The 17,433-nt window shown below is 44.6% G+C and carries 25 protein-coding genes, 1 other RNA gene and 1 pseudogene; 9 read left to right on the top strand and 18 right to left on the bottom strand.

What is annotated here, in order from left to right:
* Window positions 1-50: 50 nt before the first annotated feature.
* The 4 genes from LG211_RS02765 to LG211_RS02750 form a co-directional block, all read right to left on the bottom strand.
* Window positions 51-578: a hypothetical protein gene (locus LG211_RS02765; protein WP_269476960.1), complete on the bottom strand. Its 528-nt coding sequence runs from the start codon at window positions 576-578 to the stop codon at window positions 51-53.
* Window positions 575-697, bottom strand: coding sequence for a hypothetical protein (locus LG211_RS02760; RefSeq protein ID WP_269476959.1), 123 nt, complete (start codon window positions 695-697; stop codon window positions 575-577). The genes LG211_RS02765 and LG211_RS02760 overlap by 4 nt, the downstream gene beginning before the upstream one ends.
* Window positions 690-941 (bottom strand): AbrB/MazE/SpoVT family DNA-binding domain-containing protein, encoded by a 252-nt coding sequence (locus LG211_RS02755; protein WP_269476958.1) that lies wholly within the window; start codon window positions 939-941, stop codon window positions 690-692. Before LG211_RS02755 ends, LG211_RS02760 begins: the two co-directional genes overlap by 8 nt.
* Window positions 942-1,058: 117 nt before the next feature.
* Window positions 1,059-1,232: a hypothetical protein gene (locus LG211_RS02750; RefSeq protein ID WP_253021246.1), complete on the bottom strand. Its 174-nt coding sequence runs from the start codon at window positions 1,230-1,232 to the stop codon at window positions 1,059-1,061.
* A gap of 98 nt (window positions 1,233-1,330) precedes the next feature.
* Between LG211_RS02750 and LG211_RS02745 the strand changes: the two genes are divergently transcribed.
* On the top strand, window positions 1,331-1,675 hold the full coding sequence (locus LG211_RS02745; RefSeq protein WP_148399148.1) for a hypothetical protein: 345 nt from the start codon (window positions 1,331-1,333) through the stop codon (window positions 1,673-1,675).
* A gap of 446 nt (window positions 1,676-2,121) precedes the next feature.
* Here the strand turns inward: LG211_RS02745 and LG211_RS02740 are convergent, their stop codons facing one another.
* From LG211_RS02740 to LG211_RS02730, 3 genes are all read right to left on the bottom strand, one after another.
* Window positions 2,122-2,328, bottom strand: a complete 207-nt coding sequence (locus LG211_RS02740) for a hypothetical protein (protein ID WP_269476957.1) — start codon at window positions 2,326-2,328, stop codon at window positions 2,122-2,124.
* A gap of 475 nt (window positions 2,329-2,803) precedes the next feature.
* A complete protein-coding gene (locus tag LG211_RS02735; protein ID WP_148399146.1) occupies window positions 2,804-3,040 on the bottom strand; it encodes a hypothetical protein in 237 nt (78 codons plus the stop codon).
* Window positions 3,041-3,099: 59 nt separating this feature from the next.
* Complete coding sequence (locus LG211_RS02730) at window positions 3,100-3,291, bottom strand: helix-turn-helix domain-containing protein (protein WP_148399145.1); 192 nt, start codon at window positions 3,289-3,291, stop codon at window positions 3,100-3,102.
* A gap of 149 nt (window positions 3,292-3,440) precedes the next feature.
* Here LG211_RS02730 and LG211_RS02725 point away from each other — a divergent pair, with 149 nt between their 5' ends.
* From LG211_RS02725 to LG211_RS02705, 5 genes and pseudogenes are all read left to right on the top strand, one after another.
* Entirely contained in the window at window positions 3,441-4,127 is a 687-nt protein-coding gene (locus LG211_RS02725; protein WP_253021245.1) for a helix-turn-helix domain-containing protein, read from the top strand.
* Between the two features lie 39 nt (window positions 4,128-4,166).
* On the top strand, window positions 4,167-5,108 hold the full coding sequence (locus LG211_RS02720; protein ID WP_148399144.1) for an SAP domain-containing protein: 942 nt from the start codon (window positions 4,167-4,169) through the stop codon (window positions 5,106-5,108).
* Window positions 5,109-5,159: 51 nt separating this feature from the next.
* The gene (locus tag LG211_RS02715; protein ID WP_148399143.1) at window positions 5,160-5,477 is read left to right on the top strand and encodes a DUF4258 domain-containing protein; all 318 of its coding nucleotides are present in this window, start codon (window positions 5,160-5,162) and stop codon (window positions 5,475-5,477) included.
* A 1-nt stretch (window position 5,478) separates the two neighbouring features.
* Window positions 5,479-5,706 carry a type II toxin-antitoxin system MqsA family antitoxin gene (locus tag LG211_RS02710; protein WP_148399142.1) on the top strand — a complete coding sequence of 76 codons (228 nt, stop codon included), beginning with the start codon at window positions 5,479-5,481 and terminating at the stop codon, window positions 5,704-5,706.
* Window positions 5,707-5,857: 151 nt separating this feature from the next.
* Window positions 5,858-6,895, top strand: a pseudogene (locus tag LG211_RS02705) (recombinase family protein); the annotation flags it as partial.
* Window positions 6,896-7,371: 476 nt separating this feature from the next.
* Here the strand turns inward: LG211_RS02705 and ssrA are convergent.
* The 8 genes from ssrA to LG211_RS02665 all read right to left on the bottom strand — a co-directional run bounded on the left by ssrA (window position 7,372) and on the right by LG211_RS02665 (window position 11,754).
* Window positions 7,372-7,733: a transfer-messenger RNA gene (gene ssrA / locus LG211_RS02700) on the bottom strand.
* A gap of 69 nt (window positions 7,734-7,802) precedes the next feature.
* On the bottom strand, window positions 7,803-8,090 hold the full coding sequence (locus tag LG211_RS02695) for a hypothetical protein (protein ID WP_148397795.1): 288 nt from the start codon (window positions 8,088-8,090) through the stop codon (window positions 7,803-7,805).
* 15 nt (window positions 8,091-8,105) lie between these two features.
* The gene (gene smpB, locus LG211_RS02690; RefSeq protein WP_148397792.1) at window positions 8,106-8,558 is read right to left on the bottom strand and encodes an SsrA-binding protein SmpB; all 453 of its coding nucleotides are present in this window, start codon (window positions 8,556-8,558) and stop codon (window positions 8,106-8,108) included.
* Window positions 8,559-8,572: 14 nt separating this feature from the next.
* Complete coding sequence (lepB, locus tag LG211_RS02685) at window positions 8,573-9,070, bottom strand: signal peptidase I (RefSeq protein WP_148397790.1); 498 nt, start codon at window positions 9,068-9,070, stop codon at window positions 8,573-8,575.
* Window positions 9,071-9,174: 104 nt separating this feature from the next.
* A complete protein-coding gene (gene lepB, locus LG211_RS02680; protein WP_148397788.1) occupies window positions 9,175-9,687 on the bottom strand; it encodes a signal peptidase I in 513 nt (170 codons plus the stop codon).
* 15 nt (window positions 9,688-9,702) lie between these two features.
* Window positions 9,703-10,215: a signal peptidase I gene (gene lepB, locus LG211_RS02675; RefSeq protein ID WP_148397786.1), complete on the bottom strand. Its 513-nt coding sequence runs from the start codon at window positions 10,213-10,215 to the stop codon at window positions 9,703-9,705.
* On the bottom strand, window positions 10,215-10,763 hold the full coding sequence (gene lepB, locus LG211_RS02670) for a signal peptidase I (protein ID WP_148397784.1): 549 nt from the start codon (window positions 10,761-10,763) through the stop codon (window positions 10,215-10,217). The genes lepB (LG211_RS02675) and lepB (LG211_RS02670) overlap by 1 nt, the downstream gene beginning before the upstream one ends.
* A gap of 22 nt (window positions 10,764-10,785) precedes the next feature.
* A complete protein-coding gene (locus LG211_RS02665) occupies window positions 10,786-11,754 on the bottom strand; it encodes an RluA family pseudouridine synthase (RefSeq protein WP_269476956.1) in 969 nt (322 codons plus the stop codon).
* A gap of 140 nt (window positions 11,755-11,894) precedes the next feature.
* On the opposite strand from LG211_RS02665, the gene LG211_RS02660 reads away from it, so the two are divergent.
* Entirely contained in the window at window positions 11,895-12,251 is a 357-nt protein-coding gene (locus tag LG211_RS02660; protein ID WP_148397782.1) for a hypothetical protein, read from the top strand.
* Between the two features lie 930 nt (window positions 12,252-13,181).
* Here LG211_RS02660 and LG211_RS02655 read toward each other — a convergent pair.
* Window positions 13,182-13,436 carry a hypothetical protein gene (locus LG211_RS02655; RefSeq protein WP_148397780.1) on the bottom strand — a complete coding sequence of 85 codons (255 nt, stop codon included), beginning with the start codon at window positions 13,434-13,436 and terminating at the stop codon, window positions 13,182-13,184.
* Window positions 13,437-13,550: 114 nt separating this feature from the next.
* On the opposite strand from LG211_RS02655, the gene LG211_RS02650 reads away from it, so the two are divergent.
* Both LG211_RS02650 and fba read left to right on the top strand, forming a co-directional pair.
* Window positions 13,551-13,916: a hypothetical protein gene (locus LG211_RS02650; protein WP_148397778.1), complete on the top strand. Its 366-nt coding sequence runs from the start codon at window positions 13,551-13,553 to the stop codon at window positions 13,914-13,916.
* Window positions 13,917-13,993: 77 nt separating this feature from the next.
* Window positions 13,994-14,923 carry a class II fructose-1,6-bisphosphate aldolase gene (gene fba / locus LG211_RS02645; protein ID WP_148397776.1) on the top strand — a complete coding sequence of 310 codons (930 nt, stop codon included), beginning with the start codon at window positions 13,994-13,996 and terminating at the stop codon, window positions 14,921-14,923.
* Between the two features lie 72 nt (window positions 14,924-14,995).
* Here fba and LG211_RS02640 read toward each other — a convergent pair whose 3' ends face one another.
* The gene (locus LG211_RS02640; protein ID WP_148397774.1) at window positions 14,996-16,429 is read right to left on the bottom strand and encodes a nicotinate phosphoribosyltransferase; all 1,434 of its coding nucleotides are present in this window, start codon (window positions 16,427-16,429) and stop codon (window positions 14,996-14,998) included.
* On the bottom strand, window positions 16,429-17,388 hold the full coding sequence (locus tag LG211_RS02635; protein ID WP_148397772.1) for a DMT family transporter: 960 nt from the start codon (window positions 17,386-17,388) through the stop codon (window positions 16,429-16,431). Before LG211_RS02635 ends, LG211_RS02640 begins: the two co-directional genes overlap by 1 nt.
* Window positions 17,389-17,433: the final 45 nt, after the last annotated feature.

Genomic DNA, 17,433 nt, shown 5'->3' with positions numbered 1-17,433 from the left:
TGCTTTTTCCATCTAGCTCCGTCTCTGTAATACCGAACAGGTTTTTTATCTTAATCTTCGTCGTTTTCATTTACTGGCCCCTCCGCTTCTTCTGCTTTTTCCTGCTGGGCTACTCTCGTTGCACAGTCAGCGCACAACTCTTTCCCATACTTTTCCTCTGTATATGCTGCAAGTTGCCGCGGGCTCTTTCCGCACGTCGCCTTGATCGGGGATCCGCATTCTGCACAAAGAATATCCTCTTTCGGCGGAAATGGCCGAACCCGCAGTGCGTCGACTGTTTCCCCAAACGCAGATACTTCCTGCGAATACAGCGCAATCCTGACGCCCTTCCAATCTTCCACATATGGAGTTCCGGCAACCTTTGTGATTGCTTTTGCGTTCGTCGAATTGCAGATCATCGGCTTGGCGTCCGACTCTCTAAAGTGGATCAGCAATCCATCCTCTTTCTTTCCGCTCGTTCCGGTAAATGCCTCCTTTCCGGCCCGTTCTATTGTTAAGATTAAGTCCTCGCCTGGATTGAGCGCATATGCTCCCAGATAATCGGGATTATTTAATTTCTTCCAATGTGTCTTACTCATTTCTTCTCCTCCATTTGACAAACCGCCTGAATTGGTTTATCCTGTACTTGACGATTTACTCGTGCTCCTGCATCTGGCTCTGCAAAGCCTGCGGGAGCGTTTTTCGTTGTGTTACTCATTTTTTACTTCCCTTAACATCGCCCGACACATTCCACAAATCGGCTTTCCACGGAATTCAGCAATATCATCCGTGCTCCCGCAAATGATACAGCCTGGTTCATACTTTTTTAGGATGATCCGGTCGCCTTCCATAAAGGTTTCAACCTCATCTCCATTTTCAATCTGCAAGGACTTTCGCAGCTCCCTCGGGACCACAACCCTGCCTAAATCATCGATTCTTCTTACGATTCCAGTGTTTTTCATTGTTTTTCTCCTTTTTTCATATTCCATATTTAAATAACATTCCATTTAGCCATAACGCCGGGAGCATGATCGCCACTCCGATCCCCAGCCATCCGGCAATCTCTAGCAATAACCATTTCATGCGCTGCCTCCGTTCCTGATCTGATCCGCCAGCCGCTCCATATCCTCCTTGTAGAGGTCCACAAACGGCTGATAGAACCGGTCTTCTGACATATCCGCTTTGCCGGCAATTCTCTCGCCGATCAGTTCACCGGTTTCCCGGTCGATGGATAATATTTTTTTCATTAACATGTTTTATCACCTCACCTCCTTATCCTGTTTTCTTCGCCTTGTCCCCTCGTGTCGTCTATGCTATAATTTTGATATATTTTTCAGCGGGAGGGTATAACATGCTTATCAGGCCATGCAACAAAGTTCTTAAAGCCATAAACTATAGCTGCCAAACCAAATCTGACAAAACTGACAGCCTTTCGTTAATGGTGTATTTCAATAATCGCACCAACAATCTTGATTTGCATGAGTCTATCCGTCAGCTTATCAAGGACGGATATGTAACTGCCATTGAACATACTGGATATTGGGATGAAATAGCACCTACATATAGAGGTCGCCACTATTCACAATATCGTTGGGTCGTTGCGAAAGAAGTTTTATTGAAATCATTTCTTATACCTGTTGCTGTAGCCCTGGCCACCACACTTATCACTTTAGCAATAAGTGGTCTTTTAACATAACATTGAGCTGAATATCGTTGCAGCTATCGACGCTACAATAATTGGAGTTACATATTGTAAAACCGCGATTCTTCTATCTAATCGTCTTTGCCGTTCAGCAATGGACATCTGTTTACGCTTCTGCATATCTGCCTCACCTCCTATCCGGTTTTCTTGGGCTTGTTTTCCAGCAATTTACTTTTTGCTCATTCTCCCTTATACTGTGTATACAGGCTCCCGCCAGAGCTGAGTACATACGAAAGGAGATTAACTCATGATCTTGTCAATCTATACGGATTACTGCCCGCACCTCAAAATGGAACACAGCATAGAGATAAGATATTCGAAAGTTCCGATTAGCGGTTCTCCAAATGAACATTTCAAAAAAGTTTCTGCTTTGTGCGACCATGTTGATTCTTGTAACCATCTTGATGAGTATGGAAGGTGTCCGCTCTTCAAAGCAGCGCCTACTCAACCATACTAATTTTTTTATTTATATTCTTTGCAATACTGCCGATCTTCGGTATCCAGTCGCCTTTGCAATCTTTCCACAGTTCACATTTGCTACAGGGCTTACCGAAGTCGGCTGTTTTATTTTCAGATGCCTGCCTTCGAAATTCATCGAAGTGATTTAGTAGACAGATAATCGCTTTCTCTGTTTCTTTTTCAGTCATATTCCTCCTCACCTCCTATCCGGTTTTCTTGGGCTTGTCTTCGGTTTAAATTCTTTGCGCTCTGTGATATAATTTTTTCAGCAAATACTGAAAGGAGAATTTTCTCTCATGCTAAATTTTTTTGAATTTCTCGTTTCGTCAATAACCAGAGAAAATCTAACCTTTGTTGCCGCGCTCATTGGCGCTGTAGGCGCTATATACTCTTATTTTCGACAAAGGAAAAAGGTCAAACTCCACATTCTTGAAATTAGGAACGCAGATTCCGGTTTTTTTATCCGTTGCTGTATAAGCAATCAGTCCAATCTACCTATCTCAATCACAGAGGTTACCATAGAGGAATCATGTGGCAATCAAATCACTTGTTTCCCCGACTCAACTTCGATGCAGATTTCTATTGTGTCCGACAAAATCTCTACTTGCCAATTTCCGATTACGCTTTCTACCTTGGAAGCTTTTACTGGTTGGATTGGTTTTCCTATTCCAGAAAAAGGCGCTTTACTTTCTCCCAAGCATCTGACTTTTCGATTTCAGACCACTCGTGGTAAGATAAAGATAAAAGCACTTCCACTTTCTGGGGTTTATCACAGCCGAAATAGAACTCGGTAACATTCAACTTCTTTCCCCTTGCAATAACTCGTATTTTTCCTACGAGTGCCTCAACGTTGAGCAGTTCTCTCAATATTGCTTGCCATTCATTTTTTGATATCCACATCTTTTTCACCTCATTTCTTTATATTTCGTATAGCTGACTATACTTTAGTTGCAAAAAAATTATTGCTGTATCAATGTATCCGTAGATACATTTAACGCCTTTGCTAATCGGACTAGAGTTCTAGATGTGATTGTATTAACCTCACCATTTTCTATCCGATTGATAGTTACTCTTCCCACTCCTGATTTTTTAGCCAGTTCAGACTGAGATATGCCTATCTCTTCCCTTACTGCCTTTAACTTGAATTCCACTTTAGCACCTCCTTTCACTAGATAGTATAGTTGACTATACGACACATGTCAACACTTTTTTGTATATTCGACTATACTTTTTTCTTGACCTTTTTGCTATTATAATGTATAGTAGAATATACAAAGAAAAAGAACTGGAGGAATTAAGTATGTATTTAGGCGGAATTATAAAGGCATACCGAGATAAACATGAACTAAGTATGCAAGCGTTTGCAGATAAATGCGGCCTCTCTAAAGGGTATATAGCTATGCTCGAAAAAAACTTAAACTCTAAGACAGGCGAACCAATCGTGCCATCATTAGAAACATTTGTAAAAGTATCAGCCGCTATACACATGAGTCTTGACGAACTTCTTGATATTGTTGATGAAAATCAGCCAATTGATATATCTGGAAAAAAGAATGTATCTGCATTGTCTTCGCAATTTGATAACATCTTCCCCATAGAAGTAAAAAAATTTCCTCTTCTAGGCGAAATCGCCTGCGGGGAGCCAATATTCGCAAACGAAGACCGTGAAAGTTATGTGTTAACAGGCACTGACATTGCTGCGGATTTCTGCCTGAAAGCTAAAGGCGATAGCATGGTTGGCGCACGAATACTTGATGGGGATATCGTTTTTATTAAAAGACAGGACATTGTGGAGGACGGCGATATTGCTGCTGTAATAATTGACGACGAAGCCACCTTGAAAAGGGTTTATTATCAGAAAGAGAAAAATTTTATCACTCTACAGGCTGAAAACCCAAAATATCCACCCATGTCCTTTGAAGGTGAAGAACTTGATCATATAAAAATTTTAGGAAAAGCCGTCGCTTTTCAAAGTGATATTATTTAATCATTATTATAATTAGTAAATTTAATATTGGAGGAAACCATGAAATTTTTTGGCAGAAAAAAAGAAAAAAAATCTACAGCAACGCTTTTAAATCGTCCGATTAACGATTTGGATGCTGAACAACTCAGCAGTTTCCACAAAGAAGCATCCGATAAAGCTTACGCCCACTATCAAAACACAGTTAACAATATCAGCCCACACAATATGGATATAAGTGACTATGATCGCAGCCCATTGTCTTCTACTGAAATCTTTTTCTTGGATTATTTAGATGGATTGCCCATAATAAATCCTATTATTGCTCAATACTGGTATTACGACTATGGACTTGATTATCAAACAGCAATAAAAAAATTCATAGGGCAAGAACTCCTCGAGGTCTCGTGCGCCTCATTAAAGAAAATGAAGGTTCCTGAACTAAAAGAGATTTTAAAGGAATATAAGTTACCAGTTAGTGGAAAAAAAAGCGAATTATGTTCAAGAATAACAAACTCAATCTCTCCCGAACAATTAAATAAAAGCTTAAAGGACAAAGGTGAATTTTATCAAGTCACGCAAAAGGGCAATGATTTAATAAAAACAGTTACACCATCTGCCACTAAAAATATCGAGCTCGAAAACAAGTGTATTGAATTAATTTCAAACAGGCTTTATAATGACGCTTATCTTTTAGTCGCCGATTTTAAAAGGGGCAAACCGGGTAATTCTGGCCTTGGAATTGATTGGAATCATGAATATAACGCTGGACTAAGTGAGCATAGCATTGCCCAATACAATCAGATCGTGGAGCATTCTTCTTTTAATTACACTCTAACCAAAGATCGTGAAATAGAACGCCCCATTCGTGCATCCATAGTATTTTGCCAGATGATGGGACTGGGACAACGGGATATATGGAAAATAATTAAAAGGATTTATCTTGAAGCGGGCAAATCTTTTGATGAAGACGCCCAAAACATAATCAAAGGGCGTTTACTTTAATAGCTAAAACAAAGGCCCCCATCACTGGAGGCCAAAGAAAGGAAAACAGCAATGGAATTAAGCATTGAAAAATTGCGTAAGCTATGTACAGCGGATAACATACGAATAACTATGCACGCCGCAAAACGGCTGGAGCAAAGGGGAATCTTGCTCAAAGATGTAATTGCCTGCGTACAGAGCGGCAAAATCATCGAACAATATCCCGATGATCACCCATTCCCAAGCTGCCTGATACTTGGATATTCTGTGGGGGACAAACATCTGCACGCGGTGATCGGCTCCAACGATGAATTTTTGTTCTTAATCACTGCATATTATCCCACGACGGATAAATGGGAAAATGACTTTGAGACAAGGAAGGAGAAATAATATGACCTGTTTCTATTGTAAAGGCGATGTAGAAAAAACAACCACGACCTATATGACGGATCACCAAAACTGCTATATTATCATTAAAAACGTGCCCTGCGAAAAATGCACGCAATGCGGGGAGGAATACCTGAGTGGTACCACCTTAGAAAAAATCGAAAAAATCGTTGAGCGTGTAAAAAACACCTTGACGGAAATCGCAATCGTGGATTTTACGCAAGCAGCCTGATATAAAAACAAAAGCCCCGCCAAAGCGGAGCCAATGCCATGGTCACACATAATGCAACACATGATTCACAAACATATTGTATCATGTCTAGCCAGGGCATTGCAACCCCTGGCTTTTCTATACGCAAAAATCAAGAAAGGAATGATCCATCATGAAAACAGCATGGGCATATGCCCGATTCAGCAGCGACCATCAGCGGGAAGAATCCATTGATGCCCAGCTGCGGGCCATAGAGGACTACTGTGCGAAAAACGGATACGTCCTGACAAATATATACCGTGACGAAGCAAAGTCCGCCACAACGGACGACAGGCCGCAATTTCAGCAAATGTTCAGCGACGTTAATGCCTCCCCGCCCGATGTGGTCATTGTACATAAACTCGACCGGTTTTCCCGGGACCGATACGACAGCGCTTTCTATAAACGCAAGTTAAAAGAAAAAGGCGTACAGCTGCTATCTGTCCTTGAGAATATTGACGGTAGTCCGGAAAGCATCATCCTGGAATCTGTACTGGAAGGTATGGCTGAATACTATTCCCGCAACCTGGCCAGGGAAACGCAAAAAGGGAAGCGTGAAACAGCTTTCCAGTGTAAACATGCCGGCGGCCGGCCTCCCCTTGGTTATGCTGTAAATGATGATGGGACATATAGCATCGATCCAATTGAATCAGCCTGGGTCCGTGCGGCCTTCGAGATGAAAGCAAACGGAAAAAGCTATGGCGACATTGCGGAGTATTTGAATGGAATCGGAGCACGTAGCAAAGCAGGAAAGAAATTTACCAAAAATAGCTTCCACGATCTCTTCAAGAATGAAAAATACAAAGGCGTTTACATCTATGATCGGGCGGCGGCAAAAGTTGGCGGTAAACGGAACAACCATGCGACGAAATCGGAAGATGAAATTATCCGCATTGAAGGCGGGATGCCTCAGATCGTTGATGAAGAAACCTGGGACTATGTAAATCATATGATGGGAGATCGAACAATGAATGCAAGACATAAGGCAAAAAGAACTTATTTGCTGTCAGGGATTATTGCCTGCGGAGAGTGTGGCAGTCCCATGTCCGGTAATACCCGCAGAGCCGGCCGGAACAAGACGGAATACTCCAGCTACGAATGCAATCGCCGGCGCCGGGAAAAGACCTGCACCAACAAGGATATCGGGAAAAAGCAGGTTGAGGAGTTGGTTGTAAAATATCTGATGGATGAGTTTTTTACAGAAGAGAATGTCAGCAAGTTAGCTAAACGGATTGTTGACTTCCAGCGCTGCAGAAAAAGTGAAACCGGCAGCGAACTGGCAGTGCTCAAAGCTGAGCTGTCCAGTCATGAAAAGGAAATGCAGAACATTGTCCGCGCTGTTGAGAAAGGCATGTTCGCAGACTGGATGGTAGAGTCCGGCAACGCCCATGATGAGCGGATCAAGTACTTAAAAGGCCGGATCAGCTACATTGAAAATATGCAGGATGCAGTTTCCCTCACCGAACAGCAGGCTTATGATTACATCATGAAAGACAGTGATCTGAATGATAAAAGTCCGGAGCAGCTCAAGCTGGTCATCCAGACATACGTTGAAAAAGTATTAGTTTTTAAGGACTGTATTGAAATCCATTTAATCATAGACGCAAACAATCCCGGAAGCAAATGCCTCCAGGATTGTGGATACGATGGTGGAGATGGCGAGAATCGAACTCGCGTCCGAAAGCACTTCCGCGGGAGTTTCTCCGAGCGCAGCTTTTGATTTAAAAGTTCGCTTCCATGCGCGCCCAAAAGCAGGCTCGCATATCGGCTATCCTGTTGTTCCCCTATGCTACCAGGAGCTCACATAGAGTTTTCCTGTATGTTTGACGTCAGATTCCGGGCCTACAGGTGAACTCGGGCTGACGTTCGCGCAGAACTACGCTGCTAATGCGAAATTGTTGTTTGTTTTTTTAGCGTTTATATTTAACGTGCCCCTTTTAACGCAGACTGGGCAAACTGCGGCTCGCTTCTCCGGCTTCACTACCCCCGTCGAAACCAAAGACATCCCCAAATTGCAGCGGAGTAAAATTCCTCCGCTTTTTATTATTTCTATTATACCACAATCTGTTCGATTTAAACTAGTCTTCTTTCACTTCTGCTATTTTTTCTTCCAGTTCTGTGATCAGGTCCATCTGTGCCTTAATATCCTCGCACATGGCCCCCACTGCCCCGTCTACCGCAACGCCTTCCATATACTGATCAAAGTAATACTTTCCAATTTTCTTTTCCGTTGCGGAAATCTCTGATTTGGCTGAATTGATCTTTGTTTTCAGCTTGCCGATCTCGACCAGATCACCGGCTTTATCTGCGGCTTTGCTCGCCGTATTCTTGGCAGCTTTTCCTGCTTTGTTAAAAAAATCCTGCATCTTCAGCACCTCACTTTACTTTCTCATAGCCTGCTGCATTCTTCTGTCAGCATCCCTTTTGGCAATGGTATTTCGCTTATCATAATCCTTTTTGCCCCGGGCAACAGCAATTTCCAGCTTTGCCCGCCCCTTTTCATTAATATACATCCTAAGGGGTACCAATGTCAAACCTTTTAGCGTCGTGTACCCGATGAGCTTGCGGATTTCCTGCTTATGTAACAGCAGCTTGCGCGGACGCAGAGGCTCCACATTAAAGCGATTCCCGTGCTCGTAGGGACTGATATGCATGCCATAGATGATCATTTCCCCATCCTCAATTTTGGCATAGCTCTCTTTAATATTTACTTTTCCCTGGCGGATCGACTTGATCTCCGTGCCCGTGAGCACGATGCCCGCCTCATAAGTTTCTTCTATAAAATAATCGTGTCTGGCCTTCTTATTATTGGCCACTACTTTCTTTTCACTCATAATCCTCATCCATTTTATTTAAAACAAACTTTTCCAATCAATTCGCTGATCTTTAACTGACCAACGGCCTGATCCCGGCTGTCCAGCACAGCGCTCCTGTTATCACTGAGCACGAATACATTTCCCTTGTCGATGGTAACCTTTTCCATCGTCTCCATATACACCGGATCCGATGCATATCGGTCGAAAAGCTCCCCATTGATATACAAGGCTCCGTCCTCGATTTCAACCTGATCCCCCTCTGTGGCCACCACCCGCCTAATCAAGGTGCTGCCTTCCCCATCTTCACTGTATACACTGCATGGAAAAGCCACCACATCTCCCTGCCGGGGCTGGTCATAGAAATAAGCCAATTTATTGATGATTACATGCTCACCTTTTGTTACGGCAGGTTCCATGGAATTTCCCTGGACAGAGCGTACGGAAAAGGCGCATGTGAGGGCAAGTGCCGCAAGAATTCCCAGAAGCCCTGCTGAAAGAAAGACAATCCATTTTTTATATCCGGTTTTCATTACACATCGTTTTCCTTTATCTTAAAGCGTGAGAGGGTTTCTGCCTGAAACTGCCGGCGGAAACAATCTCCTATGTAGGAATTATGTATGAAAACAGTTTATGTCTAGTAGAGTCCTCCAATTTCATTGAAGGGATACAGTCTGAGGAATGCTTTGCCCATGACTCTGCTTTCATCGACGCAGCCTACTTCTTCGGAGCGGCTGTCAACGCTGACCCGTCTGTTATCACCCATAACGAACAGCTGGCCTTCGGGGACCGTAAAGTTATCCAGTTCACCCATCGTCTCGCCCTCCAGTGTATAATCCTCATGAAGTTCTGTTCCATTGAGGATCACCTTTCCATCGCCAATGGTTATAGTATCTCCCGGCAGGCCGATGATTCGCTTGATCAGCAGCTTTTTATCGCCCTTTTCATTTTCCAGATCCGATCGAAATACAATGATATCTCCCCGTTTTTCATCTCCAAACCGGTAAGCCTGTTTATTAACCAGCAAATAGTTGTTTTCATACAGCGTCGGCTGCATGGAGCTTTCTTTTACAATCGTTGGTTTGATGATCAGCGTAATTGCAATAACGATTACCAGCGCAATTAAAATGTCTCTTATTAAGCCTTTCATAAATGCTAACTCCCTTTAGTTAAGTCCTCCTATTTCATGAAACGGATAGAGCCTCAGGAATACCTTTCCGACGACTTTCTCCTCATTTACACATCCAACTTCCGAAAAACGACTGTCCAAACTGACATCCCGATTATCCCCCAGAACAAATAGAGCATTATCGGGAACCAGATAGTCGCTCAGTTCTCCCTGGGTCTGGTCTTGCTGCGTGTATTTCTCCTGCAGCTGGGTTCCATTGACAGCAACGCTGCCATCTTTAATCGTAATCGAGTCTCCCGGAAGGCCAATGATCCGCTTGACTAACAACTTCTTTTTCCCCTTTTCATCCAGCAGGTCGGATTTAAAAACGATAATATCGCCCCGCTGCTCGTCTCCAAAGGTATAGGCCTGTCTGCTGACTAAGAGAAAATTGTGATCCTGCATGGTCGGTTCCATGGAACTGCCGCTGACAATTGTCGGTTTGACAAACACCAATACGGCTATTACAATAACGGCCGCCAGTACCAAATCTTTTATCCATTCCCGCATCAATCAATGCCTCCAAAGGTGGAGAAGGGCCAGATTGAAACCTTTACATTTCCCTTTATATCTCTCATATTGACCGTACCCAGCTTCTTATTCCTGCTGTCCATATCTGCCTGGCTGCGATTGTCGGAAAGAAGAAATACATCATCCTCACTGACCGTGACTTTCAGGCTGCCGTCGGCACCGGCGATTCCGCTGTCAGTCACATATGCTTTACCGTTTCTATAAACGTTTCCATCTTTAATTTCAACCGTATCTCCGGGCAAACCTACTACTCTGCTTATAATATTATCTTCATAGACTTCTGGTGCCAGGGTTTTATCTAATATAACGACCTGCCCCAGATCAGGCTGCCCACGCTTGGCGGAATATGACGTCTTGGTAATGATTAAAACTTGCCCGTCCTTAATTGTCGGTTCCATAGCAGTTCCTTCATTGATTTCAGGGGCGACGAACATGGTCAGGACGAAAGCTAAAACGCCGGCAACGATATACGGCCGGTATTTGCGCCTCCACGAAACCTGATCCTGATACTGACTGTTCTGTGACATCGAAACTCTCCTCAACTCTATCTTAATCAAATATTTCCTTTTTTATTCTTTCGAAAGCTGGCGGCAGCTGCGCCTGCACTTCCTTGCCCTGCATATATTCCAGCGGCGGCTCGGCTTTTCTGAACGCAAGCGTCTGCGCATGCAGAAGCTGGGTATTCAGTCCGAATCGTTTTCTGACTTTATCATTGACTCTTCGGTCGCCATATTTCATGTCTCCGATGATCGGGAAGCCGGCCTGCTCTAAATGGGCCCGAATTTGATGCGTTCTTCCGGTAATCAGTTCCACCTCTACCAGTGTAAAACCGCCTTTTGTCCGAATCGGCCGGGCGACAGTCTGCATCAGTTTGCCCCGCTGGTCATCCTTTGGCAGCACTTTTACCAGGTTGTTGGTTTCATCCTTTTCCATTCGATCCGCCAGCACTAGAGGGCTGTCCATGTTTCCGGCCACAATGGTCAAATACTGTTTGCTGATTTGGCCCCGCTCCCGGATCATTTTATTCAAAACCTGAAGGGAGTCGCTGTTCTTGCCGAACAGCACCAGCCCTGTCGTATTCCGGTCCAGACGATTCACCGGCGATGGGACGAAGGTCCGTTCCCGGCCCGGATTGTATTCACCCTTTTGCTGCAGATATCCGCACACCTGGTTTGCCAGCGTGTTTTTCTTCTCTGAAGCATCGCCGTGGGTCAAAAGCCCAAAGGGTTTTTCCACAATGATTAGATTTTCGTCTTCATAGGCAATGCCAAACTGCCTTTTGGCCTGGTTAGTCTTTTTCGGCTTTAAGTATTGGTCGATCTGCTCCTGGCTCATGTACAGGCTCAGTTCATCGCCTTCTTCCAGCATGGTATCGATTTTGGCTCGTTTTCCATTGACCTTCAAATCCTTACGGATCAGCTTGTAGATGTGGCTCAAAGGAGCATTTTTCAGATATTTTTTTAAAAAGCGATCCAGCCGCTGGCTGCTTTCGTTTTTTGTTATTGTTATTTTCACCATGGGATTTATTATACAACAAACGGCTGCTAAAATATATATAAATATCCAATATGTGAAGAAAATTTCATAATTTTGCGTTTGAGAAATAGGTCGAAATATGGTAATCTAGGAAGGAGGTATTTTGTGAAGGAGATTGTCCTATGAATCGAATAAAAGACTTTTTTTATGATAAAAATGATATTGTTGTTGCTTTGATCATATTGGCTGCCGCAGCCTTTATTATATATGTACGGATTGGAAACATCATGGCTTATCCGCAGACATTGGTGGATGCAGCCTCTCAGCCCAGCTCCGCAGCGGAGGCATCATCCGAATCATCGGCGACTGAAACAACTGTTCCGGCCACAACTGCGCCAACAGATGCAACGACTGTGCCGACCGAAGCCACAACTGCTCCGGAGGCTACTGCTCCAACAGAAGCCACAACTGTGCCTTCTGCGGCGCTGACAAAGTCTATTACGGTTGCTGGCATTGCAGCGCCGGGGGTTGGTTCCTGACAGGCGGCTAAACAAAAACACCCTTGATTTTTCGTGTAAAACCAGTGTATACGATTAACAATCATAGAACCCGCTTGTAGTAGGTCCTCGTCGCCTTTTGAGGTGTAAGTTCCGTCAAGGGGTTCTATTTTTATGTCTGCATTTTTCCATTTTTATAAAACGCTTAATCGGGGCAAAGATGTCCCGATATTGATTTTCCGCTAAACTTCTGATACATTATTAAAAAAGCCTCCGGCGGACAAGTATGAGTTGTCTGGCATTGCTTGAGATAACGCTTGATACCGGGGACTTTTTTTATTGACTTAGTCATCACTTATTAAAATTCTCTTGCATTCTGAACTGCTATGAAATTCTTTTAGAAATGTTGATCGAATGCTGCGGCTGCTTTTCTGTTTTGATTTTTTTGTAAATTCCGTGCATACTATTAACAGTAATAGAACCCTCTTCCTAATAGGTCCATATCTCTTTTTTGAGGATAGGTTCCGTGAAGGGGTTCTATTTTGTTGGTTTTCTGTAGAGAAAAAGGTTTATGCCTGATCAGGCCGCCCCCATCTGAGCCAGTTAAGTAGTTCAAACGGGGCAGGCGCCAATTTCCAGAAAACTTCTGCAAAATTTCACGTTTTTTACGCAGAGTTTTAGGTTTGCGGCTCCTCTTCCTTGAAAAAATGAGGACCTGACTGCTGACAAGCTAGTTGATGAGGGGCCGATCGTTGAAAAATGCGTAAATTTCAAAATAATTTTCAAGTTTTTTCCGGACATTAACTACAAAAAGGACCCGCATTGGAAGGTAACGAGGTAGGATTTTGTCCTACAGTCGGGGTGTCCCCCGCGTTAGTATCCAGCGGCTCCTTTTTGATAATGTTAAAATTTTCAATTCACGATCAGAAACAGATTCGGCAGCGCTTATTTAAAAGACAGCCGACTCAACGTTTACGACTCCAGCACCTCGATAATCTTTTGTAATCGGGCTTTTTGCTGCCCGTTCATCGTAGCAGCCAGAGCCTTCAGTGTCTGCATCTGTTTGGCATACGTCTTTTTATCCCTTTTAATCACCATTTTGATTTTTTTGATCTCCCGCAGAATCTCATCATCGCTCTTTCCCATATATTCCTTAGCCTTAGCTTCTGCGGACTCCTCCGGCAGCCCCAGCTGCCTTGCCAGATCCATAAGAACTTTATTGTCCATGTTACCCTCCGTTTTTACAAATTTCTACTACCACATATATATGCGCGGATCCTGCACAAAGACATCATAATTCACATAATATATTAAAGTTTATAGAATATGGAGGTTACATAGATGAATCCTTTAGCTTTATTATTACTGGCCGCGGCGGCAGGAGGCGGCCGTATACCTGGTATGTCCGGCATGTCCGGCGGCGGTGCTCCCATCAAACTGGATCATGTTCTTGACCAGCTGCATGGGGCGGTGAATACGCTGGAAAAAGTCAACCAGCTGAGCCGTATGGGCAGCAGTCTGTCCGGATCAGCTTCTCTTCCAGCACCGGCCTCGGCCCACATTCCCCTTCCCGCTGAATCCATAGAAGAACAGGAGCCTGGCCCGCAGCCCGCTGCACCGTCCCTGCCCAATATCGATCTGCAGAGTGCAATGCAAACGCTGGGTCCGATTCTATCCATGCTGGGCAATGGCCAAAATTCCAAATAGCTCAATAAAACAGTAGGTTTTTTCCTCCATTCGGTGTATAATAATGATACTATCATTATGAAATTAGGAGGATCGATATGGCGTTAGTAACCACAAAAGAAATGTTCGCGAAGGCATTAAAAAACGATTATGCAGTTGGTGCTTTCAATGTAAATAATATGGAAATCATCCAGGGAATCGTAGAAGCCGCAAAGGAAGAAAAGACTTCTCTGATCCTGCAGGTTTCCGCAGGCGCACGCAAATACGCCAAGCCTGTATATCTGGTGAAGCTGGTTGAAGCTGCGATTTTAGACACGGATTTGGATATTGCTCTGCATCTGGATCATGGAGAAGATTTTGACATTTGCAAAAAATGCGTTGACGATGGATTCACATCGGTTATGATCGACGGTTCCAAACATCCCTTTGAAGAGAATATTCGGCTGACAAAAGAGGTCGTTGAATATGCCCATAGCAAAGGCGTGGTCGTAGAAGCCGAGCTGGGAAAACTGGCCGGAATTGAAGATAACATCAACGTTGATGCACGTTCCGCAACCTTTACGGTTCCCGAAGAAGCCGCTGAGTTCGTAGAAAAGACGGGAGTCGATTCGTTGGCCGTTGCCATCGGCACCAGCCACGGAGCATACAAATTCAAAGGCGAGCCATATCTGGATTTTGAAAGACTGAAAAAAATCCATTCTCTGATCCCAGATACACCGCTGGTTCTACACGGAGCATCCACCGTTCTGCCGGAGTTCGTTAAAAAATGCAATGACTACGGCGGCGACATTCCGGGAGCACAGGGCGTTCCTGAAGATATGATTAAAGAGGCGGCAAAGCATGGTGTGTGCAAAGTCAACATTGACACAGATCTTAGACTTGCTATGACTGCTGAAATTCGCAAGCATCTGGCCGAGCATCCGGCTGATTTTGACCCGAGAAAGTATCTTGGCCCTGCCAGAGACGCAATCAAAGGAATGGTACAGCACAAGATCAAAAACGTACTCAACGCATCCAATATTAAATAATCCACACATTAAAAAAGGGCCGGTGCACAAGCTAGAGAATCAAACTAGCTGGGCGCGGCCCTTTTTTCGTTTCTACAACCGGTTAAACTCCTCAATCAAATGATTTTTCATCTCCCACAGTTCCTTGGAAAGATCCACGTAATAGGGCTGCGGGTTTTCAAAGCGGAGCGTTTCGTCCCAGAGGGCTGCTGCCTGCTGGCTGCAATACGCTTTAATTTCCTCGATGGACGGGCTCTCGTAGACGCACTCGCCCTTGTCAAACACCTGCACCCGCAGATTTTTGGCATAAAAATTGTTCAGCTTTTTCCGCTTCCAGATGGCCTGGGGATCGAAGATCACATAGTCTTCCCCTCCCGGAGCCGGCTCGCCGTCCAGGGTAATCACATCTGCGATGGTCTTGTCCGTTTCTTTGTCAAAGAGGCGATAAACGGTCTTAAATCCCGGATTTGTAATCTTTTCCACGTTTTCGCTGATCTTGATCTTGGGGATCATCACTCCGTCCTTTTCCAGAGCCGACAGCTTATAGACGCCGCCGAAAACCGGTTCGGACTTGGAGGTAATCAGCCTTTCACCGACGCCGAAAGAATCGATGCAGGCTCCTTCCACAATGACATCCTGAATGATATATTCATCGAGAGAATTGGAAACTACAATCTTGCAGTCCTGGTGCCCCGCTTCATCCAGCATCTTCCTCGCCCGTTTGGTCAGATACGCCACATCGCCGCTGTCGATGCGGATCCCCTTATTCTCAGGCTTCATCTCGTCGAAAACCCGAATTGCCGCCGGTACGCCAGATTTTAGCACATTGTAAGTATCCACAAGCAAGGTGCAGTTATCCGGGTAAATTTCCGCATATTTACGGAACGCCTCGTACTCGCTGGGATACATCTGCACCCAGCTGTGAGCCATGGTCCCCAGAGCCGCTACTCCATAGTCCCGGTCTGCGATTGCGCAGGCCGTTCCAGCACATCCGCCGATATAAGCGGCCCGCGCTCCATAAATCGCCGCAGAAGCACCGTGTGCCCGCCTGGTCCCGAATTCCATGACCGGCCTGCCGCCTGCTGCTCGCACAATACGGTTGGCCTTTGTGGCAATCAGACTCTGGTGGTTGATCAGCAAAAGGATCATCGTTTCCACGAACTGGGACTGAATGACCGGCCCCCGCACTGTGATCAGCGGTTCCCCTGGAAAGATGGGCGTTCCCTCCGGAATCGCCCACACATCGCATACAAAGCGAAACTCTTTCAAATACTTTAAAAAACGATCGCTGAAAATATGCTTTTCTTCCAAAAAGGCAATATCTTCATCAGTAAAATGCAAATTATTCAAATAGTCTATGACCTGCTCCAACCCGGCCATGATGGCATAACCGCCTCCATCGGGTATTTGTCTGAAAAACATATCGAAATAGGCGATATCATCTGCCATATCCGACTCAAAATAACCGTTAGCCATGGTTATTTCGTAAAAGTCGGTGAGCATAGTCAGGTTCAGTTTCTCAATCATCAGGATAATTCCTCCATTTTTCCTTTCTCTTTGATTACGACACAAGCTGCTGCGATGACGATAATTCCGCCCGCGATCTGCAATCCTGAGATGGATTCACTTAAAAGGATCCATCCAAAGAAGGTGCTGGTGATGGGCAGGAAGTTGGAAAACAGTGCCGTGGAAGTAGGTCCCAGCACATGGAGCGACCTGACCGTAATCATAAAACCCAGCCCGGCGTTTACCAGGCCGAGATATATTATACCACCGATTATGGTCGGTGTAAAAGCCTCAAATGGCGGCATCGTATGAATCGCATAGGGCAGGACCAAAAGCGTCGTACAGATCAGCTGGGTGCAAGTGAGCGTTACGCTGCTGTAGCGGTCATGGAGAGATGCGGTCAGGAAGTTATACGCATTCCATGAAAACACTGCGCCGAAGGCCAGCAGATAGCCGATGATCCTCCCCTGAAACAGGAGCTCAAAATCCACGCCGATGATCAGCACCACACCAAAGATGCACACAGCAATTCCAATAACCATTGCTTTTGTTACCTTGCGTTTGAACAAAACCTTTTCAATGATAATCGAAAGCGCCGGCACAAAGGCCAGTACAATGGACACCAGCGAAACAGGGATGTAATCCATAGCCGTATATTCGCAATAAAAATAAATGATCTCTCCGCAAATGGAACATAAAATGAAGAGCGGGATATCCTTTTTTCGTATCACACTTTTTCGCTCCGTCTTTAATTTGATCGAAAGTACCAGGAGCAGCCCAATGGAGTACTTCAAAAACAACAAGGTGAGCGGTTCCAAAATCTGCAGCGCATGCTTTGCCACTACATAATCGAATCCCCAGGCGACAACTAAAAACGTCATCAGCATATAGGTCAGACTGCGTTCCTTTTTCTCCCGCTTCAAGCCTTCTTCGGCATAGTCCGTCGTTTTTTTATCTTCTGCTTTATCTTGTGTACACAAATTTTCACCTACTTTAATACAGTTACCGTTACAATGGCGTTCGAT

This window comes from Hominibacterium faecale (assembly GCF_020734085.1).
GTDB lineage: Bacteria > Bacillota > Clostridia > Peptostreptococcales > Anaerovoracaceae > Hominibacterium > Hominibacterium faecale.
Note: the sequence above shows the minus strand (reverse complement) of the source record. Positions and strands in the feature narration are given on the sequence as shown.

Coding starts and splice junctions, on each gene's coding strand:
- LG211_RS02765 (WP_269476960.1), bottom strand. CDS start 578: ATGAGTAAGACACATTGGAAGAAATTAAATAATCCCGATTATCTGGGA.
- LG211_RS02760 (WP_269476959.1), bottom strand. CDS start 697: ATGAGTAACACAACGAAAAACGCTCCCGCAGGCTTTGCAGAGCCAGAT.
- LG211_RS02755 (WP_269476958.1), bottom strand. CDS start 941: ATGAAAAACACTGGAATCGTAAGAAGAATCGATGATTTAGGCAGGGTT.
- LG211_RS02750 (WP_253021246.1), bottom strand. CDS start 1,232: ATGTTAATGAAAAAAATATTATCCATCGACCGGGAAACCGGTGAACTG.
- LG211_RS02745 (WP_148399148.1), top strand. CDS start 1,331: ATGCTTATCAGGCCATGCAACAAAGTTCTTAAAGCCATAAACTATAGC.
- LG211_RS02740 (WP_269476957.1), bottom strand. CDS start 2,328: ATGACTGAAAAAGAAACAGAGAAAGCGATTATCTGTCTACTAAATCAC.
- LG211_RS02735 (WP_148399146.1), bottom strand. CDS start 3,040: ATGTGGATATCAAAAAATGAATGGCAAGCAATATTGAGAGAACTGCTC.
- LG211_RS02725 (WP_253021245.1), top strand. CDS start 3,441: ATGTATTTAGGCGGAATTATAAAGGCATACCGAGATAAACATGAACTA.
- LG211_RS02720 (WP_148399144.1), top strand. CDS start 4,167: ATGAAATTTTTTGGCAGAAAAAAAGAAAAAAAATCTACAGCAACGCTT.
- LG211_RS02715 (WP_148399143.1), top strand. CDS start 5,160: ATGGAATTAAGCATTGAAAAATTGCGTAAGCTATGTACAGCGGATAAC.
- LG211_RS02710 (WP_148399142.1), top strand. CDS start 5,479: ATGACCTGTTTCTATTGTAAAGGCGATGTAGAAAAAACAACCACGACC.
- LG211_RS02695 (WP_148397795.1), bottom strand. CDS start 8,090: ATGCAGGATTTTTTTAACAAAGCAGGAAAAGCTGCCAAGAATACGGCG.
- smpB (WP_148397792.1), bottom strand. CDS start 8,558: ATGAGTGAAAAGAAAGTAGTGGCCAATAATAAGAAGGCCAGACACGAT.
- lepB (WP_148397790.1), bottom strand. CDS start 9,070: ATGAAAACCGGATATAAAAAATGGATTGTCTTTCTTTCAGCAGGGCTT.
- lepB (WP_148397788.1), bottom strand. CDS start 9,687: ATGAAAGGCTTAATAAGAGACATTTTAATTGCGCTGGTAATCGTTATT.
- lepB (WP_148397786.1), bottom strand. CDS start 10,215: ATGCGGGAATGGATAAAAGATTTGGTACTGGCGGCCGTTATTGTAATA.
- lepB (WP_148397784.1), bottom strand. CDS start 10,763: ATGTCACAGAACAGTCAGTATCAGGATCAGGTTTCGTGGAGGCGCAAA.
- LG211_RS02665 (WP_269476956.1), bottom strand. CDS start 11,754: ATGGTGAAAATAACAATAACAAAAAACGAAAGCAGCCAGCGGCTGGAT.
- LG211_RS02660 (WP_148397782.1), top strand. CDS start 11,895: ATGAATCGAATAAAAGACTTTTTTTATGATAAAAATGATATTGTTGTT.
- LG211_RS02655 (WP_148397780.1), bottom strand. CDS start 13,436: ATGGACAATAAAGTTCTTATGGATCTGGCAAGGCAGCTGGGGCTGCCG.
- LG211_RS02650 (WP_148397778.1), top strand. CDS start 13,551: ATGAATCCTTTAGCTTTATTATTACTGGCCGCGGCGGCAGGAGGCGGC.
- fba (WP_148397776.1), top strand. CDS start 13,994: ATGGCGTTAGTAACCACAAAAGAAATGTTCGCGAAGGCATTAAAAAAC.
- LG211_RS02640 (WP_148397774.1), bottom strand. CDS start 16,429: ATGATTGAGAAACTGAACCTGACTATGCTCACCGACTTTTACGAAATA.